Here is an 18,101-nt window from a genome sequence, read left to right on the forward strand (position 1 = left end):
CGCGGGTAAACCCGCTCCCACAAACGAGGACTCCTTCATGATCCTGCAACGCATCTTCGCCCTGGCCCTGCTGGCGGTGTGCGCCGCCCTGGCCGTCATGGCCTGGCCTTACCAGGCGGCGTTTTCCTATGAACCGGTGGGCCCGCGCGCCTACCCGCTGTTGATGCTCGGCCTGCTGGGCCTGGGCCTGCTGTACCTGGTGTTCCGCCCCACGCCCATCGTGCGCAAGGACGACGAACCGGAACTGGACCGCGAAACCCTGACCAAGATCGCCGCCTGCGTCGGCCTGCTGATCGTTTTCGCCAGCACCTTCGAAGCCCTGGGCTTCATCCTCAGCGCCATCCTGATCGGCGTGCCCATGGCCCGCCTGTACGGCGGCCGCTGGCTGCACAGCGCCATCGTGGTGATTGGCATGAGCCTGTTCCTCTACTGGCTGTTCGACCGCGTGATGGACGTGCCCCTGCCCCTTGGCCTGCTGAGCGTACTGGAGAACTGACACATGGATACCTTGAGCTACCTGGGCCAGGGCTTCGGCGTCGCCCTTTCCCCCTACAACCTGGTCACCGCCCTTTCCGGCACGCTGATCGGTACCGTGGTCGGCCTGCTGCCGGGCCTGGGCCCGATCAACGGCGTGGCCTTGCTGATTCCCATTGCCTTCGCCCTAGGCCTGCCGCCGGAATCGGCGCTGATCCTGCTGGCGGCGGTGTATCTGGGCTGCGAATACGGTGGGCGCATCAGTTCGATCCTGCTGAACATTCCCGGCGAAGCCTCGACCGTAATGACCACCCTCGATGGCTACCCGATGGCCCGCAACGGCCTGGCTGGCGTAGCGCTGTCGCTGTCGGCCTGGAGTTCGTTCATCGGTGCGCTGATCGCCACCTGCGGCATGGTGCTGTTCGCCCCGCTGCTGGCGAAATGGGCAATCGCCTTCGGCCCGGCGGAGTACTTCGTGCTGATGGTGTTCGCCATCGTCGCTCTCGGTGGCATGGCCGGCGACAAGCCGCTGAAAACCTTCATTGCCGCACTGATCGGCCTGTTCCTGTCGGCAGTCGGCATCGATGCCAACAGTGGCGTGTACCGGTTCACCGGCGACAGCGTGCATCTGGCCGATGGCATCCAGTTCGTGGTGCTGGTGCTGGGCCTGTTCTCCATCAGCGAAATCCTCCTGCTGCTGGAAAAGACCCACCATGGCCACCAGGCGGTCAAGGCCACCGGGCGCATGCTGTTCAACTTCAAGGAAGCGGCCTCGGTGTTCGTGGTCAACATCCGCTGCGGCCTGCTGGGCTTCATCATGGGTGTGCTGCCCGGCGCCGGTGCAACACTGGCTAGCGCCGTGGCCTACATGACCGAAAAACGCCTGGCTGGTGAAAAGGGCAAGTTCGGCAAGGGCGACGCCCGCGGCCTGGCCGCCCCGGAAACCGCCATCGGTGCATCCTGCTGTGGCGCCCTGGTGCCGATGCTGACTCTGGGGGTACCCGGCTCGGGCACCACTGCGGTGATGATCGGCGCCCTGACCTTGTACAACATCACCCCGGGCCCACTGTTGTTCGAACAGCAGCCAGACATCGTCTGGGGCCTGATCGCCTCGTTGTTCGTCGCCAACATCATGCTGGTGATCCTCAACATCCCGATGATCCGCATCTTCACCCGCATTCTCGCCGTGCCGAACTGGGCGCTGGTACCGGTGATCGCCATCATCACGGCGATCGGCGTGTACGCCGTGCATGCCACCACCTTCGACCTGTTCCTGATGGTCGGCATCGGCATCATGGGCTATATCCTGCGCAAGCTGGACTTCCCGCTGTCGCCGATCCTGCTCGGCTTCATCCTCGGTGGGTTGATGGAGCAGAACCTGCGCCGGGCGCTGTCGATCTCCAACGGCGAACTGGGCATCCTCTGGTCGAGCCCGATCAGCATGTCGGTATGGGTACTGACCATTTGCATGCTGACCCTGCCGCTGCTGCGCATCTGGCGCAAACGCAGCCAGCAGCGCCGGGCGATGGCCGATGCCTGATCGCTCGTTGCCGTTGTTTGTCGCGACCGGGCTGGTCGGCCTCGCTGGCGGTTTTGCCGCCAGCAAGGTCGGCTGGCCTTTGCCGTGGATGGTCGGCTCATTGCTGGCGATCATCCTGGTGCGCTGCCTTACACCCTGGCAGCTGCCGGAAATCCCCAATGGCCGCAAATGCGGGCAGTGGATCATCGGCATCGGCATCGGCTTGCACTTCACCCCGGCTGTTATCGAACAAGTGGCCAGCCATTTTGCGCTGATCTTCTTCGGCGCCCTGTTCACTACCCTGTCCAGCGTGATCAGCGTATGGCTGCTGCGGCGCACCGGGGAAGACCGTGCCACGGCATTCTTCGCCAGCATGCCAGGCGGTTCGGGAGAGATGGTCAACCTTGGCGCGCGCAATGGCGCAGTGCTCAGCCAGGTGGCAGCGGCGCAGAGCCTGCGCGTACTGGCGGTGGTACTGTGCGTGCCGGCGCTGTTCAAGTTCCTGCTGGGTGACGGGGTACCGCTGAATCATACCGGCAGTGTGAGCTGGGGCTGGCTGGCGCTGATTGCCCCGCTGGGCGTTGCCGTCGCCCTGCTCTGGCAGCGCTTGCGCCAGCCCAACCCGTGGTTGTTCGGGCCATTGTTGGTGGCAGCCACCGTGAGCCTGGCGGGCAACCTGCAGATAACCCTGCCCAATGGCGCCAGCCAGATCGGCCAGTGGTTGATCGGCAGTGGCCTGGCCTGCCACTTCAACCGCGCGTTCTTCCGCCGCGCACCGTCGTTTCTGGGGCGTACCCTGGTGGCCACAGCGTTGTGCATGGCGATTGCCGGCAGCGCGGCGTGGGCATTGAGCGTGATGACTGCGCTGGATCTGCGCTCGCTGACATTGGGGATGATGCCGGGCGGCATTGCCGAGATGAGCCTGACGGCAGAGACCTTGCAGTTGTCAGTGCCGCTGGTGACGGCGCTGCAGGTGATGCGCTTGTTGTTCGTGCTGTTTCTGGCAGAGCCTTTGTTCCGGGTGTGGAATGCAACCCCGGAATGACTGTGACGGCCTCTTCGCGGGTAAACCCGCTCCCACAGAGACCACACAAGCCCTGAAGGTGGTGCAGTACTTGTGGGAGCGGGTTCACCCGCGAAGCAGGCGACGCGGTATGTCAGGCCATCACAACGGTGGCAACGCCCAGTTGATCGGCGCCAGCCCACGCTGCTCGAGGAAACTGTTGGCCCGGCTGAAATGCCCGCACCCCAGGAACCCACGGTAAGCCGACAACGGCGACGGATGCACCGATTTCAGCACCAGGTGCTTGGTCCCGTCGATCAGCTTCTGCTTGCTTTGCGCATGCGAGCCCCACAGCAGGAACACCACGTTCGGGCACTGCTCGCTGACCACCTGGATGATCCGGTCGGTAAAGAACTCCCAGCCCTTCTTGGCATGCGACGCGGCATTGGCGCGCTCCACGGTCATGGTCGTGTTGAGCAACAGCACGCCCTGCTCGGCCCAGCTCTGCAAGTAGCCGTGACTGGCAATCGGAATGTTCAGGTCGCGCTGCAGTTCCTTGTAGATGTTGACCAGCGACGGTGGCGTGGCCACGCCCGGCTGCACCGAGAAGCACAGGCCATGCGCCTGGCCCGGCCCGTGGTAAGGGTCCTGGCCAAGGATGACCACCTTCACCTGGTCCAGCGGCGTCGAGTTGAGCGCATTGAAGATCAACGGCCCTGGCGGGTAGATCTCTTTGCCGGCGGCGTACTCGCTGCGCAGGAACTCGCGCAACTGATGCATGTAGGGCTGGTCGAATTCGGCGCGCAAGGCGGCCTTCCAGCTGGGTTCGAGTTTGATGCGATCGTCGTCAGTCATGGGGCCTTCCATAAACAATGGCGCGACACTAGGTAAGCCCTTCCCGCTTGTCAAACGATCCGACCGACGACCGGCATGTTCGGCCAGGCAAGCCATACTTGTGCGATGACTTGCGCGAGGTAGTCCATGGCCATTCATTGCGAGGTACTCACCGGCGCCGATGGCGCCCGCATCGGCATCGCCACCCTGGATGCGCCCAAGGCGCTCAATGCCCTTAGCCTGCCGATGATCGAGGTATTGGGCGAACAGTTGCACGCCTGGGGTCGCGACCCGGGAATCGTCTGCGTACTGCTGCGCGGCAACGGTGCCAAGGCCTTCTGCGCCGGCGGCGATGTACGTGCGCTGGTGCAAGCCTGCCGCGACCACCCCGGCAGCGTCCCCCCGCTGGCCGCCACCTTTTTCGCCGCCGAATACCGCCTGGACTTTGCCCTGCATACCTATCCCAAGCCGCTGCTGTGCTGGGGCCACGGGCATGTGCTGGGCGGTGGCATGGGCCTGCTGCAGGGCGCCAATGTGCGTATCGTCACACCTAGCAGTCGGCTGGCCATGCCGGAAATCAGCATCGGCCTGTATCCGGACGTGGGCGCCAGCTGGTTTCTTACCCGGCTACCGGGCAAGCTGGGGTTGTTCCTCGGCCTGACAGGCGCCCCGATCAATGCCCGCGACGCCCTTGACCTGGGCCTGGCCGACCGCTTTCTGGGTGAGTACCAACAAGAGGCGCTGATCGAGGAACTGCTGCAACTGAACTGGCAGGAACAGACCGCTCTGCAACTGAACAGCCTGCTCAAGGCCGAACAGCACCGCGCCTGCGCCGAGTTGCCCGAGGCCCAGTGGCTGCCACGGCGACAGGTGATCGACCAGTTGCTCGACGTGGCCGACGCAGCCGCCGCCTGGCGTGCGCTGGAGGGGCTCAAGCACCACGGCGACCCGCTACTGGCCGCTGCTGGTCAACGGTTGCATGAGGGTTGCCCGCTGACCGCACACCTGGTGTGGGAGCAGATCCGCCGGGCACGGCACCTGTCGTTGGCGCAGGTGTTCCAGATGGAATACAGCATGAGCCTGAACTGCTGCCGCCACCCGGAGTTCAGCGAAGGCGTGCGTGCGCGCTTGCTGGACAAGGACAACCAGCCGCACTGGCACTGGCCCGATGTGGCGCAAGTGCCGGCGGCAGTGGTCGAGGCGCATTTTGCCAAGGTGTGGGAGGGGCGGCATCCGCTGGCGGATCTCGGGTAGCTTCGAGAAGCTGGGGCTGCTTTGCAGCCCATCGCGACACAAGGCCGCTCCCACAGGTACAGCGATGGTTTCCAATGCTGCGCCGTACCTGTGGGAGCGGCCTTGCGTCGCGAAAGGGGCACAAAGCGCCCCCGGTTTTCAGTTCACCTACCGCTGCCAACTCCTCCCTTGCCCGTGCCCGCGCCGCCCGTCTCCACGACGGTCACCATCCCCCCGCCCATTGGAATGCCAACGGTCATTCTGGTAACGCTGGCTACCACCGCGATAATCATGTCGATCCCGATCGCGCCCATAGTCATACCGCTGACGGTTGCCATAGTCATTGCGCGGGTTGCCATACCACTGCCTCATCCCCGGCTGCGGATGAGACCGGTAGTGAGGCGCAGGCGCCGAGCGGTAGTAGTAGCGCGGTGCCGGCTGGTAGTAATAGCGCGGTTGTGGTGTTACGTAATAGCGGTCATAGCGGTAATAATCCGGTGACACATAACGGTCAGAGTAGTAGTGGTCCGATCGGTAGTAGCCCCCGCTCTCGTAGTACGGAACGCAGGCGGAAGTCATCAGCCCCAGCAGGGCGATCAACAGGATTCGATAGGACATGGCGGCCTCCTGGACCGCTGGAGTGCCCGAACAGCGGCGCTGGCGAGCGTCGACGTGAAATGCGATCATCGACATTGAATAAGACAGTGCCGCCAAGGTGCAGTGCCATTTCCGCAATAATTTGATACAGGTGAGCGGCAGCCATGCCCGACAACCAGCACTGCCCTGCTTGTGGCGCCCTCAACCAGTGCAGCTTGGCCGACCCGCGCCGGGCTACCCAGGAATGCTGGTGTTACAGCGTGACCATCGACCCTGCCGTGCTCAAGGCCCTGCCCGCCGAACTGCGCGACAAAGCCTGCCTGTGCCCGCGCTGCGCCGCCGTCGAACAACAACTTGGCTCCCCCGCTTCCCACTGACCGTCTGTCATGCGCCTCGACCGTTTCCTCGCCAACCTGCCCAGCCACAACCGCCAGCAAGTCCGGCTCATGCTCGCGCAACGCCGTGTGCGGGTGGATGGCCAGGTTGTCAGCGACCCACTGGCCGAAGTGCGCGAATTCAGCCGCGTGGAGCTGGACGACCAGCTGCTGCAGGCAGGCCGCCCGGCGCGCTACCTGATGTTGCACAAGCCCGCAGGCTGCGTCAGCGCCACCCAGGACCCGCAACACCGCACCGTGCTCGACCTGCTGCCAGCCGCGTTGCGTGAGGACCTGCACATTGCCGGGCGGCTGGACTTCAACACCACCGGCCTGATGATCCTGACCAACGATGGCCAATGGTCACGGCGGCTTACCCAGCCCGCGACCAAGCTGCCGAAGCATTATCTGGTGGAAACCGAGGACGAGATTGGCGAGCACTATGTGGCCAGGTTCCTCGAAGGTTTCTACTTCGCCTTCGAAGACCTCACCACCCTGCCCGCCCAGCTGGACATCCTCGGGCCGCGCCAGGCGCGGCTGGCGATCGTCGAAGGGCGCTATCACCAGGTGAAGCGCATGTTCGGCCATTTCGACAACAAAGTGGTGGGGTTGCATCGGGAGAGCATGGGGGCGATCCGGCTGGACCCGGGGTTGCCACCGGGGGCGTTCCGTGAGCTGACGGCGGATGAAATAGCGACAGTCTAGATTGGCTGTTCCGACGCCTTCGCGGGTGAACCCGCTCCCACAGGTGCTCCATTGCCCTTGCAAGCGGCACGGTGCCTGTGGGAGCGGGTTTACCCGCGAAGAGTCCGGAACAGACATTTCGGGGTTGTCATACGACCGCTCAGCGACAAAAGTCACATTTTCCCCCGAACGGCACTTGCGGGATAACCGACCCACTGCTTGAATCCAAATCGTCAGTCCGCATGTGACTAACAAGTCACACTTGCGGTCGAAGACACTTTTTGCCGGCCACCCGGGGCCTCGATGCCTTGGGGCACGGCAAATTGCCTGCCAAAAACAATACCGTCGACGCAAGTGCCAAGGATCGACACAGGGCCCCCGGTTTCTCTTCAGGCAAATGCCTACCTGTCATAAAGAACGTGCACCCTAGGTGACGCGAATACCCTTTTTGCGCCAGGAGTCGATGACATGAGGCCAGAAATCGCTGTACTTGATATCCAAGGTCAGTATCGGGTTTACACGGAGTTCTATCGCGCGGATGCGGCCGAGAATACGATCATCCTGATCAACGGCTCGCTGGCCACCACGGCCTCGTTCGCCCAGACGGTACGTAACCTGCACCCGCAATTCAACGTGGTGCTGTTCGACCAGCCATACGCCGGCAAATCCAAGCCGCACAATCGCCAGGAACGCTTTATCAGCAAGGAGACCGAAGCGCATATTCTCCTGGAGCTGATCGAGCACTTCCAGGCAGACCACGTGATGTCGTTCTCGTGGGGTGGCGCAAGTACGCTGCTGGCGCTGGCGCACCAGCCTCGTGGCTTGAAGAAGGCAGTGGTGAGTTCTTTCTCGCCGGTAATCAACGAACCGATGCGCGACTACCTGGACCGCGGTTGCCAGTACCTGGCCGCCTGCGACCGTTATCAGGTCGGCAACCTGGTCAACGACACCATCGGCAAGCACCTGCCGTCACTGTTCAAGCGTTTCAACTACCGCCACGTCAGCAGCCTGGACAGCCACGAGTACGCGCAGATGCACTTCCACATCAACGAGGTGCTGCAACATGACTTGGAGCGGGCGCTGAATGGCGCACGCAATATCGACATCCCGGTGCTGTTCATCAACGGCGACCGCGACGAGTACACCACGGCCGAGGATGCGCGGCAGTTCAGCAAGCATGTGGGCCGCAGCCACTTCAGCGTGATCCGCGATGCAGGCCACTTTCTTGACATGGAGAACAAGACCGCTTGCGAGGACACCCGCAGCGTCATGCTGGGGTTCCTGAAGCCAACCGTGCGTGAGTCTCGTCAACGTTACCAGCACGTACAACAGGGGCAGCATGCATTGGCCATCTGAGCAGCTCGGCGTCCTGTGACTGAATCCCGCAAGTCATTGGGCGCCGACAAGCTTTTTTATAACTTGGGCTTCTAATTCGTTGAAGGTTCTGGTAAAAAGTGCTGCGCAAACGCGGGTATAGTTTAGTGGCAAAACGAAAGCTTCCCAAGCTTTAGTTGAGGGTTCGATTCCCTCTACCCGCTCCACATCGCATTCCCGCATGGCGTTCCCGCAACGTCATCGCTGTCAAAAGGAGCCCAGGCTCCTTTTTTCGTTTCCCCCCTTCCCTTTGACCTGCCCCATGGCCATTTGCCTGCCGATCCGCTTCAATGCCTGCATGGATTCGTGAAGCATTTCGAAAGGACGACGCATGTTTCTCTCCCGCTGGCTACCGGGCCTTGCCAACCTGCTGCATTACCGCCGCGAGTGGTTCCACGCCGACCTGCAGGCCGGCCTTTCGGTGGCGGCGATCCAGATCCCCATTGCCATCGCCTACGCGCAGATCGTCGGCCTGCCGCCGCAGTACGGCCTGTACGCCTGTGTGCTGCCGATGATGGTCTACGCCCTGATCGGCAGCTCGCGCCAGCTGATGGTCGGCCCAGACGCCGCCACCTGCGCGATGATCGCCGGCGCCGTGGCGCCGTTGGCCCTGGGCGAGCCGCACCGGATTGCCGAACTGTCGGTGATCGTCACCTTGCTGGTCGGGGTGATGCTGATCGCGGCCGGTGTGGCCCGGGCCGGGTTCATCGCCAGCTTCTTCTCGCGGCCGATCCTGATCGGCTATCTCAACGGTATCGGCCTGAGCCTGATCGCCGGGCAGTTGTCCAAGGTAGTCGGGTTCAAGATCGAGGGTGACGGCTTCATCCTCAGCCTGATCAACTTCTTCCAGCGCCTGGGCGAAATCCACTGGGTGACGCTGCTCATCGGCCTCGCCGCACTGGGCCTGCTGATCTGGCTGCCACGGCGCTACCCGCGTCTGCCTGCGGCACTAATGGTTGTGGCGCTGTTCATGCTGCTGGTCGGTCTGTTCGGCCTCGACCGCTTCGGCGTCGCCATTCTCGGTCCGGTGCCTGCCGGTATCCCGCAGCTGGCCTGGCCACACAGTAACCTGGCAGAAATGAAAAGCCTGCTGCGCGACGCCCTGGGTATCGCCACCGTCAGTTTCTGCAGCGCCATGCTTACCGCACGCAGCTTTGCCGCCCGACACGGCTATGCGATCAACGCCAACCACGAGTTCGTCGCCCTGGGCGTAAGCAACCTGGCTGCCGGCGTTTCCCAGGGCTTTGCCATCAGCGGCGCAGATTCGCGCACTGCGGTCAACGACATGGTCGGTGGCAAGAGCCAGCTGGTAGGCATCATCGCCGCGCTGGTCATCGCCCTGATCTTGCTGTTTTTCACCGCGCCGATGGCGTGGATCCCGCAGGCCGCGCTGGGCGCCGTGCTGTTGATGGCCGGCTGGGGGCTGATCGACATCAAGTCGCTGGGGCACATTCGCCGCCTGAGCCGCTTCGAGTTCTGGCTGTGCCTGCTGACCACGGTCGGCGTGCTGAGCCTGGGCGTGCTGCCCGGCATCGTGTTTGCCGTGACCCTGGCGATCCTGCGCCTGCTGTACAGCATCTATCAGCCCACCGACGCGGTGCTGGGCTGGCTACCGGGCACCGAAGGCCAGGTGGACATTCGCAAACACAAGGATGCCCGCACCGTGCCAGGCCTGGTGGTGTACCGCTTCGACGACGCGATCCTGTTCTTCAACGCCGACTACTTCAAGATGCGCCTGCTCGAAGCCGTGCAGAGCCAGGATCAACCCAAGGCGGTGCTGTTCGATGCCGAAGCGGTAACCAGCATCGACGTAAGCGGCATCGCCGCCCTGCGCGAAGTGCGCGACACCCTGGCGGCCCAGGGTATCTACTTCGCCATCTCCCGCGCCCGCGGCACCTTTCTGCGTATGCTGGTGCGCTCGGGGATGGCCCGGGAGATGGAAGACAGACTGCTGTTCGGCTCGGTACGGGCGGGCATCCGTGCGTATCGGGTGTGGCGTAACAGGAGTCGCAGCGCGCAGGTGGCTGGAGAAGGTTGAAGAGGTGCATTGTTGCCGCTGGCCCTATCGCCGGCAAGCCAGCTCCCACAGATATTGCACTGCTATAAGACCTGCGGTGAACCTGTGGGAGCTGGCTTGCCGGCGATAGGGCCAGTACAGGCTTCACAAGGCAGGCGCCTGGATACAACCCTCGCACACCTTGCATGACATGCTAAAGTCGCCCCGTTCCCGCTCCACCCAATGGACCCCAGCATGCCCGCACTAGACGCCACCCTCACCCCTTGGCCAGAACTCGCCGCCTGCCACCCTTGCGACGCACTGCTGCTGGGCAACGGTGCCAGCCGCGCGCTGTGGAAGCCGTTCGGCTACTTCTCGCTGTTCGAGCAAGCGCAACGTGCCGGCCGCAAGAAAGGCCTGGCCGTCAGCGACCAGGCACTGTTCAAGTCGCTGGGTACGGAGCTGTTCGAGCCGGTGCTCAGCGCCCTCAACACCACTGTGCGCACCAATGCCGCGCTGGCCATCAACTCCACCGCGCCGCTGAACCGCTACTACTCGATCAAGGAAGCGCTGATACACGCCATACGCACGGTGCACCTGCCGTGGCCACTCATGCCGGCCGTCACCCTGGCAACCCTCAACCAGGCCCTGCGCGGCTACCGCAGCGTCTATACCAGCAACTACGACCTGCTGCTACCGTGGGCCGTGCAACACGCCCCGCACGGCTTTGCCGAACTGTTCGACGAGCAAGGTTTCTTCGACGTGCGCCGCACCAGTGCCGAAGGCACCCGGGTGCTGCACCTGCATGGCGGCCTGCACCTGCTCAAACTGCCCGACGGCACCACCCGCCAACGCAGCGCCGACAGCGCCGAACTGCTCGATGGTTTTGCCGTGAACATCCCGGGCGAAGTGCCGCTGTTCGTCAACGAGGACCGCAGCGACGAGAAACTGCGCGCCATCCGCAACTCGGATTACCTGAGCTGGTGCCTGGGGCAGCTGGCGCGGGAAAGCCAGGGGCTATGCCTGTTCGGGCAGCACCTGGACAGCAGTGATCAGCACCTGCTCGAAGCCATCCGACAGGCCCGGCCGAAGCATCTGTCGATTGCCATCAGGCCGTTGAGCGAGGCATCGGTGATCAACCAGAAGCAGCATTTTGTCGACAGGTTCGGGGATATGCCGGGGACGGTACTGCACTTCTTTGATGCCAGTACGCATCCGTTGGGGCAAGCAGCGTTGGCTATTGAAGCACCGCTTACCCGCAGGTGAAGTGGACCAGCTGGGGGCCGCAAAGCAGCCCCCGTTAATGCTATCTCACAGGCATCAGGGTTTGCCCGCTGAAGCTCTCGGCCCCGTCAAGGCGCCGATGCCGTTGTCACCTGCACGGCCGGGCCAACTGCAACCGGCTCGGGCATCGCTACATCGCCACCCAGCTGGCGGATTTGCCGAATCTGCTGGACCCTGTTCAGGTTTTCCCAGGCGACGGGATAGTGCCCCGGCGACAACTCGATCGCGCTGCGGAAGAACTGCTCAGCCACATCCAGCTTGCCCTCCACCAGGCAGACATAGCCAACATCATTGCTGGCCTCGGCACGCTTTTCGACCTGTTCGAAGGCAGACACCGCCTCCTCATAGCGCCCCATGCGAGCCAGCAGCAACCCATAGTTGCGCCAAAGCGGTTTGTAGGTGCCGTCGTAGCTCACACCACGTTTGTACCGGAGCTCGGCATCGGCCCATTGCCCGGCCATGTAGTAGGAATACCCAAGGCTGTTCTGCACCAACGCCGAACGTGGATCGATGAGCTCGGCCAGGCGGTAGTAGGTCTGCGCCTCGGCGAAGTTGTCGGCCAGGTCTGCAAGCACACCCAGCCCGTTGTAAGCCTTGAGCGGGGACTTGCTGTCGACCCTGAGCGCAGCCGCCCCTGTCTGGGTGTTGGCCGGCTCCTTGACGAAGCGCTTCTGATCCACGGCAACTGCCTTCAACAGCATCACCTTGGCCTGCTCATGTTTGCGCATGGACAGGTTCAGCAGGCCCATTTCAGTCAGAGCATCGGGGTTTTCAGGCGCCTTGCTCAGTACCTCGGTGAAGGCCATCTCGGCAAGTTGGTTGTTGCCGCGTTCGCGGTGGATACGGCCAACCCAGACCAGGGCCTCATAACGTTCGGGCGCCAGTTCAAGGACGCGCAAGTACTGGTACAGCGCCTGGTCCAGGTCACCGGCCTGGTAGGCCATCGCCGCCATCTGCATCGCCTGGTCGGGCGAGCTGCTCTGCGACTGCACCTGGTAGAGCACCGAATTGCCAGCGGAGTAGACAGAACGCACCCCATTCAAGTCTGGCCCCGTGCTCTGGCAACCCGAGAGCACGGCTATCATGGTCAACAGCAAGCTGATCCTGTTCATGTCACGGACTCCCAAACGTTTTAAGTATCCCGATGATCACCGGGCCGATGGCTACCAGAAAAAAGCTTGGCCACAGACAGAAAATTAGCGGAAAGACCAGCTTGGTTCCGATTTTCGCTCCCATTTCCTCGGCAGCCTGCATGCGCCGGTCACGAAACTCTTCGGCATAGATACGCAAGGTAGCCCCTACGCTGGTGCCGAAGCGGATACTCTGCGCCAGCAGGCTGACCAAGCCCTGGATATCTTCCAGGCCGGTGCGGTCCGCCAGTTGCCTGAGCGCTTCGGTACTGGAAATGCCGGCGCGGATCTGCGCATTGACCAACGCCAGTTCCTCGGCCAGCTCGGCCTGGCTGACCGCCATTTCTTCGGCCACCCGCTCGATTGCCTGGGGCAACGCCAAGCCCGACTCCACGCAAACCACCATCAAGTCCAGGGCATCAGGAAAAGCCGCACGCAACCGCCTCTGCCGAGCCTTCTTGCGCTTGTCGACATACACTGCCGGCAGTAGCCATCCGACGGCAGCCCCCATCAGCGCCACACCAATGATCATGGTCGGGGAAAGGTTGGGAACCAGTGGCAGTGTCAACAGCAAGATACCCATTAGCATCAACGGCAGCAGCAAACGCACAGCCCAGTACACTTGTACCGCTGACGCCGAGCCATAACCCGCGTGGGTCAACAGGATTCGGGTGGCCGACACCTGCTCCTCCGCAGAGGGAGTAACGCGCCGACCGACCCGTTCCAGTAACAGCTGCAGGTTGCCGGGCGCCTCGCGCCCGGCCGCAGCGCTGGAGTGATCACGCTTGATCAATGCAAGACGGCGTTGCAGAGGGCTCTGCAGGCCCAGCACCAGTAACGTCACTGTGATCACTGCAATGACTGTGCTCATCCCGATCGCACCAACGATCAGCAGGCGTGCCAGTGCCTCACTGTCCGTCACCCTATTCAACAAACCGAGCAAATAGTCCATGACCGACGCCCCCCTGCGAGAACTGCCTAAATCTGGATACGGATGATTTTCCGAATCCAGAAAATCCCCATCAACATGGAGCCAAAAGCCCCCATGACCAACTTGTGCCCAGTAGGATCCTTGATCAGCAACGTCAAATACTCCGGGGTCGTGACAATGATCGCCGCCGCCAACACGAAAGGTACGGCCACCAGAATCCAGGCCGACATTCGCCCTTCGGCCGACATTGTCTTGACCTTGCGCTGAAAGCGGAAACGCCCGCGTATCAGGCGGCTCAGGCGCTCCAGCACTTCGGTCAGGTTGCCGCCTGTCTCGCGATGAATGAGGATCGAGGTCACCATCATCATCACGGTCATGCTCGGCACCCGCTCGAGCAAGCCAAGCATGGCCCTGCGCACATCATTACCGTAGTTGATATCGGCGAACGTCAGGCCAAACTCGTGCGCCACCGGCCCCTTGTGTTCATCGGCCACCAGGCGCAAGGTTTCATTGAAGGGGTGCCCCGCGCGCAACGCCCGGCACATGGATTCCAGCGCATCCGGCAAGTCCTCCTCGAACCTGGCGAAACGCTTGCCACGATCAGCGGAGATTTTCAGCAGCGGCAGCCAGAACGCCACGAACGCTGCCGCCAGCGCCAACCACCAGTAGGGAAAGAACATCCAGGCCAGCATCCCGGCAGCCGCCGCCAGAACGAATCCCATCAGCAATACCCGATAGGCCCGGTACTCATGCCCGGCCTGCTCGATCATTTGCGTCAGCGACGCCATGAAGGGTAACTGCTCGAGCCGCGCCTCCAGCGGAGACAAGCGGGTCAGGTACTTCTGCCGCAGCACGGTCTGCATGTTCGGCAGATGGCTTGCCCGCTCCAGAATAACCAGCCGGCTGCGGATACGTTTGCGTACCTTGCCCGCTTCGCCGAACACTGGCACCACCAACCCTTGGCTGAGGAGAAACACCGCAACGAACACCATGCCAAGAAAAATCAGGATGAATTCAACAGGTATCTGGCTCATGGTTGACGAGCCTCCATCCATTCAGGCCTGAACATCGTCAGCGGCAACTCGATCCCGCGCTTCGCCAAGGAATCGCGAAACGCTGGGACCATGCCACTTGGCCGGAAGTCACCAAGCACCTGGCCCTGCTCGCCCACACCATTGCGGACAAAAGAGAAGATCTCGGTCATGGTGATGATTTCGCCCTCCATGCCGTTGATCTCCTGCACACTGACCAACCGCCGCTTGCCATCTTCCTGCCGCTCCAGCTGGATCACTACATCGATGGCTGATGCGATCTGCTGGCGCATGGCCTTGATGGGGAATGTGGCGCCAGACATCAAGACCATGTTCTCGACCCGGCCCAACGCATCGCGCGCAGTGTTGGCATGGATGGTAGTCAGCGAACCATCGTGGCCGGTGTTCATCGCCGTCAGCATGTCCAGCGCCTCGGCGCCGCGCACCTCACCGATCACGATGCGGTCCGGGCGCATCCGCAGGCTGTTGCGCACCAGCTCACGCTGGCCCACCTCGCCGCGCCCCTCGATGTTCGCCGGCCGTGTTTCCAGGCGCACCACATGCGGCTGCTGCAGTTGCAGCTCGGCCGAGTCTTCGATGGTGACGATGCGCTCGTTATGCGGAATGAAACTGGACAGTACATTGAGCATGGTGGTCTTGCCGCAGCCGGTGCCGCCGGAGATCAGTACGTTCAGCCGTCCCCGCACGATCGCCTTGAGCAGCAAGGCGATGGCCGGCGTCAGCGCGCCCGCCTGGATCAGGCTGTCGGTATTGAGCAGGTCCACCGCAAAGCGGCGAATCGATATACTTGGCCCGTCGATGGCAAGCGGCGGGATGATCGCATTGACCCGTGAACCATCCTTGAGCCGCGCATCTACCAACGGCGAAGACTCGTCGATACGCCGGCCGAGGCTGGAGACGATGCGATCGATGATGTTCAGCAGGTGCTGATCATCGCGAAAACGCACATCGGTGCGCTGCAGCTTGCCGAACCGCTCGACGTACACCGAGTCATGCCCGTTGACCAGGATGTCGGACACCGTGTGATCGGCCAACAGCGGCTCCAGCGGGCCAAGGCCAAGCACTTCGTCGGTGATCTGCTTGATGATCAACTGGCGGCTGGCAGAGCTCACCGGAGCTGAATGCTCATCGAGCAGACGCTGGCAGATATCGCGGATCTGCCGCACGGCCTCGGCCTGTTCGAGCGAGTCGAGCAAGGACAGATCCATGACCTTGAGCAGTTGCTGATAGGTTTTTTCCCGCCACTCGGCTTCCACCGAGGTGACCTGGCTTTTCGTTTCAAACAGAATATCGGGCGCTGAATGCTCCCACGCCATCAGCGCCTCTGCCGGGTCCTTCGCGCCTGCACCCTGCTTCGACGGTGTCGATGCCTCGGCGGTGACTGCCTGTTTGCGCAAACGGTTACGAAAATCGCTAAGCATGGTTCACCCCCGAAAAACACGCTTGAAGGCGCGTTTGAACAGTCCACTGTCAGTGTCCACCTGCTTGCCAACCAATTCCTCGGCCAGCCCACGCAGCGCCTGGGTGATCGCGGAGCGAGGTGCTTGCAGGCCCAGTGGCACGCCCGTGTTCTGGCTCTGGTTGATGACGCTGAAGTCATTGGGCAGCTTCACGATGTTGGTGCAGCGCAATGCCTCGCCAATGTCCTTGAGGCTGACCGGTGCCGCCTTGTCGTAGCGGTTGACCACCACCTCCAGCTGATTGCCACGCACGCCCAGGTCATCGCGCAGGATGCGCGCCAGGGAACTGGCGTCGCGCAGGTGGTTGACGCTCTGCTGCACCACGACGTACACCCGGTCGGCCTGCTCCAGTACCGAAGCGGTGATGTGGTCGATCTGCCGCGGCAAGTCCGCCACCACCCAGTCATAGTTGGCCCGCGCAAGCTGCAGCAGCGCATCGAGCTGTTCGGCCTGGACATCCTGCGGTAGGCACAGCTCATTGGCGCGGCTGCCAAGCACATGCAAGGACGGGCTGAAATGGCTGCAGAAGCCTCGCAGTGCGACACCATCCATTTCTTTTACCTGCTGCAACACATCTAGCTGGCTGTGCGACTGCGCCACATCCAGATGATGCGACACGCTGCCAAACTGCAGGTCCAGGTCCAGCAACAGGGTGTTGCCCTTGAGGCTCAGTTGATGCGCCAGGTTGCAGGCCAGTACCGTGCCGCCGGAGCCTCCCTTGGCATTCATCACCGCGATCAGCTTGCCTGTTGCCGTGCTGTTGGTCTGGGTTTCCACGACCATACGGTTCAAGGCTGCAATAAGCTCCATGGCAACGATAGGCTCTGGCAGAAAATCGCGCGCACCGGCTTGCATCGCCAGGCGCATGCCTTCCCGATCGTCCAGCAGGCCACACACCAACAGCGGCGGGCGCTCATGGGCCGGGCGTTGCATCAGCGCTGCCAGTTCCTCACGCCACAGCTGGCCAACGCGCAGCAGCAGGAAGTCGGGCATCCGGTCCAAACCGTACAGAGGGTCGCAATGCCCATTGCTCACCTGACGAACATTCACCTCAAGGCCTGAGATGCGCTGACAGATTTCTTGCAACTGACGCAAGGCCAAGGCGTCCGAACTGCTGATCAACAGACGCATCCCGGGCTTGATGGAGGTAGCGGATACGGAAGATTCCCTAAGATTCAGCATGGCGTGATCTCCGGTACGACATCCGCCTCGGTATGACGCCCGAGGCTCTCGCGAGGTAAGGTCGCCTTGAATACTGGCAAGGTAATGGAAACGCCAAAACCTGGAATAAACAGGCTGAACTGGAAGTTCTGCAGTGTCAGTTGCACATAGCGGACAGCGGCAAACCCGGTGGCACTCACCAGGTCACCGGGGTTGGCGACCTGTGCACCGTTCTTGTCCAGGTAACGCAGGGTCAGGTCAGAGGTGTCCAGGTCGGCCAGCAGGCCACTGGCTCCGCTGTCGCCCGCACTGTTGAATATCGCCCGGCGCAGCACCACCGGGTCGCTGATATTGCATACCGCTGCCAGCCGCGCACCACGCCGAACGGACTCGTTCAGCACGTTCGCGGTGTAGTACAACCGGCCAATTTCCAGCACTCCGAACAGCAACGTGAACATCAACGCACTGACGATGGCGAACTCCACCACGTAGACGCCTTGCATGCCTCTGCGTTTCATCACAGTGCCCTCATCACAGTGGTGGCGACCAACGGGAAGTTCAGCGCCGTGCTGCCTCCGATAAAGGCCGGAATGCCGTTGGCGACCACCGGGGAAAAGACCGAGCTGATGGTCACCTGCACGTGGTCGTTGGTGCCCGCCACCTTGGCCACCTGCACGGTGGTGTTGGCCGGCATCCCGGTCAGACTGCAAGGCGGCGTGGACGGTGCTCCGTACACCGCCACGTACTTGGTCATGCACTCGAGATCGGCACCCACCTCGACCTTGCCAAGGGTCGAGTTCCAGGCCTGGCTGGCGACGAAACGCGCGGCATCCCGGCTGCCCTGCAGCAAGCTGTTGTACTGGTAAAGCATGCGGCCAAATTCGCCGAGAGCCAGCAAGGTCAGGAGCAACAGCGGCAGGGTGATCGTGAACTCGACGATTGCCACCCCTTGCTGATGCTGCGCACGCTTGAGCCGATGAATTTTCATGACACGC

19 protein-coding genes and 1 tRNA gene are annotated in these 18,101 nt (G+C 62.4%); 10 read left to right on the plus strand and 10 right to left on the minus strand.

Annotation, left to right across the window (positions count from 1 at the left end; all coding sequences use genetic code 11):
* Window positions 1-37: 37 nt before the first annotated feature.
* The 3 genes from R9B85_RS07300 to R9B85_RS07310 are packed head-to-tail and all read left to right on the plus strand — an operon-like array spanning window position 38 to window position 3,038.
* Window positions 38-496, plus strand: a complete 459-nt coding sequence (locus tag R9B85_RS07300; protein ID WP_112250518.1) for a tripartite tricarboxylate transporter TctB family protein — start codon at window positions 38-40, stop codon at window positions 494-496.
* 3 nt (window positions 497-499) lie between these two features.
* Window positions 500-2,014, plus strand: a complete 1,515-nt coding sequence (locus R9B85_RS07305) for a tripartite tricarboxylate transporter permease (RefSeq protein ID WP_112250516.1) — start codon at window positions 500-502, stop codon at window positions 2,012-2,014.
* Window positions 2,007-3,038, plus strand: coding sequence for an AbrB family transcriptional regulator (locus tag R9B85_RS07310; RefSeq protein ID WP_112250514.1), 1,032 nt, complete (start codon window positions 2,007-2,009; stop codon window positions 3,036-3,038). The genes R9B85_RS07305 and R9B85_RS07310 overlap by 8 nt, the downstream gene beginning before the upstream one ends.
* Before the next feature lie 120 nt (window positions 3,039-3,158).
* Here R9B85_RS07310 and ung read toward each other — a convergent pair whose 3' ends face one another.
* On the minus strand, window positions 3,159-3,851 hold the full coding sequence (gene ung / locus R9B85_RS07315; protein ID WP_044047153.1) for a uracil-DNA glycosylase: 693 nt from the start codon (window positions 3,849-3,851) through the stop codon (window positions 3,159-3,161).
* 126 nt (window positions 3,852-3,977) lie between these two features.
* Between ung and R9B85_RS07320 the strand changes: the two genes are divergently transcribed.
* On the plus strand, window positions 3,978-5,084 hold the full coding sequence (locus R9B85_RS07320; protein WP_423770940.1) for an enoyl-CoA hydratase/isomerase family protein: 1,107 nt from the start codon (window positions 3,978-3,980) through the stop codon (window positions 5,082-5,084).
* A gap of 147 nt (window positions 5,085-5,231) precedes the next feature.
* Here the strand turns inward: R9B85_RS07320 and R9B85_RS07325 are convergent, their stop codons facing one another.
* The gene (locus tag R9B85_RS07325; protein WP_112250508.1) at window positions 5,232-5,681 is read right to left on the minus strand and encodes a hypothetical protein; all 450 of its coding nucleotides are present in this window, start codon (window positions 5,679-5,681) and stop codon (window positions 5,232-5,234) included.
* Between the two features lie 143 nt (window positions 5,682-5,824).
* On the opposite strand from R9B85_RS07325, the gene R9B85_RS07330 reads away from it, so the two are divergent.
* The 4 genes from R9B85_RS07330 to R9B85_RS07345 all read left to right on the plus strand — a co-directional run bounded on the left by R9B85_RS07330 (window position 5,825) and on the right by R9B85_RS07345 (window position 8,259).
* Window positions 5,825-6,037, plus strand: coding sequence for a cysteine-rich CWC family protein (locus R9B85_RS07330; protein ID WP_133975080.1), 213 nt, complete (start codon window positions 5,825-5,827; stop codon window positions 6,035-6,037).
* 9 nt (window positions 6,038-6,046) lie between these two features.
* The gene (locus R9B85_RS07335) at window positions 6,047-6,739 is read left to right on the plus strand and encodes a pseudouridine synthase (RefSeq protein WP_112250504.1); all 693 of its coding nucleotides are present in this window, start codon (window positions 6,047-6,049) and stop codon (window positions 6,737-6,739) included.
* Window positions 6,740-7,186: 447 nt separating this feature from the next.
* Entirely contained in the window at window positions 7,187-8,074 is an 888-nt protein-coding gene (phaG, locus tag R9B85_RS07340) for a (R)-3-hydroxydecanoyl-ACP:CoA transacylase (protein ID WP_215520791.1), read from the plus strand.
* A 111-nt stretch (window positions 8,075-8,185) separates the two neighbouring features.
* A tRNA-Gly gene (locus R9B85_RS07345) sits at window positions 8,186-8,259 on the plus strand.
* 40 nt (window positions 8,260-8,299) lie between these two features.
* Here the strand turns inward: R9B85_RS07345 and R9B85_RS07350 are convergent.
* Window positions 8,300-8,425, minus strand: coding sequence for a hypothetical protein (locus tag R9B85_RS07350; RefSeq protein ID WP_256474633.1), 126 nt, complete (start codon window positions 8,423-8,425; stop codon window positions 8,300-8,302).
* Between R9B85_RS07350 and R9B85_RS07355 the strand changes: the two genes are divergently transcribed.
* Together R9B85_RS07355 and R9B85_RS07360 are read left to right on the plus strand one after the other, a co-directional pair.
* The gene (locus R9B85_RS07355; protein ID WP_423770941.1) at window positions 8,424-10,130 is read left to right on the plus strand and encodes a SulP family inorganic anion transporter; all 1,707 of its coding nucleotides are present in this window, start codon (window positions 8,424-8,426) and stop codon (window positions 10,128-10,130) included. The genes R9B85_RS07350 and R9B85_RS07355 overlap by 2 nt on opposite strands.
* Before the next feature lie 213 nt (window positions 10,131-10,343).
* A complete protein-coding gene (locus R9B85_RS07360) occupies window positions 10,344-11,354 on the plus strand; it encodes a DUF4917 family protein (protein WP_313856274.1) in 1,011 nt (336 codons plus the stop codon).
* 86 nt (window positions 11,355-11,440) lie between these two features.
* Here R9B85_RS07360 and R9B85_RS07365 read toward each other — a convergent pair whose 3' ends face one another.
* Genes R9B85_RS07365 through R9B85_RS07395 form a run of 7 tightly spaced genes read right to left on the minus strand, consistent with a single transcriptional unit; the run spans window position 11,441 to window position 18,094 of the window.
* Entirely contained in the window at window positions 11,441-12,484 is a 1,044-nt protein-coding gene (locus R9B85_RS07365; RefSeq protein WP_423770942.1) for a tetratricopeptide repeat protein, read from the minus strand.
* A 1-nt stretch (window position 12,485) separates the two neighbouring features.
* On the minus strand, window positions 12,486-13,454 hold the full coding sequence (locus R9B85_RS07370; RefSeq protein WP_313856278.1) for a type II secretion system F family protein: 969 nt from the start codon (window positions 13,452-13,454) through the stop codon (window positions 12,486-12,488).
* Between the two features lie 26 nt (window positions 13,455-13,480).
* Complete coding sequence (locus tag R9B85_RS07375) at window positions 13,481-14,467, minus strand: type II secretion system F family protein (protein ID WP_423770943.1); 987 nt, start codon at window positions 14,465-14,467, stop codon at window positions 13,481-13,483.
* Entirely contained in the window at window positions 14,464-15,906 is a 1,443-nt protein-coding gene (locus R9B85_RS07380; protein WP_252378648.1) for a CpaF family protein, read from the minus strand. Before R9B85_RS07380 ends, R9B85_RS07375 begins: the two co-directional genes overlap by 4 nt.
* A gap of 3 nt (window positions 15,907-15,909) precedes the next feature.
* The gene (locus R9B85_RS07385; protein WP_313856282.1) at window positions 15,910-17,127 is read right to left on the minus strand and encodes an AAA family ATPase; all 1,218 of its coding nucleotides are present in this window, start codon (window positions 17,125-17,127) and stop codon (window positions 15,910-15,912) included.
* On the minus strand, window positions 17,121-17,624 hold the full coding sequence (locus R9B85_RS07390) for a pilus assembly protein (RefSeq protein ID WP_313856284.1): 504 nt from the start codon (window positions 17,622-17,624) through the stop codon (window positions 17,121-17,123). Before R9B85_RS07390 ends, R9B85_RS07385 begins: the two co-directional genes overlap by 7 nt.
* On the minus strand, window positions 17,624-18,094 hold the full coding sequence (locus tag R9B85_RS07395; RefSeq protein WP_133975103.1) for a TadE/TadG family type IV pilus assembly protein: 471 nt from the start codon (window positions 18,092-18,094) through the stop codon (window positions 17,624-17,626). The genes R9B85_RS07390 and R9B85_RS07395 overlap by 1 nt, the downstream gene beginning before the upstream one ends.
* Window positions 18,095-18,101: the final 7 nt, after the last annotated feature.

This window comes from Pseudomonas sp. NLJ1 (assembly GCF_049486705.1).
Classification (GTDB): domain Bacteria; phylum Pseudomonadota; class Gammaproteobacteria; order Pseudomonadales; family Pseudomonadaceae; genus Aquipseudomonas; species Aquipseudomonas inefficax.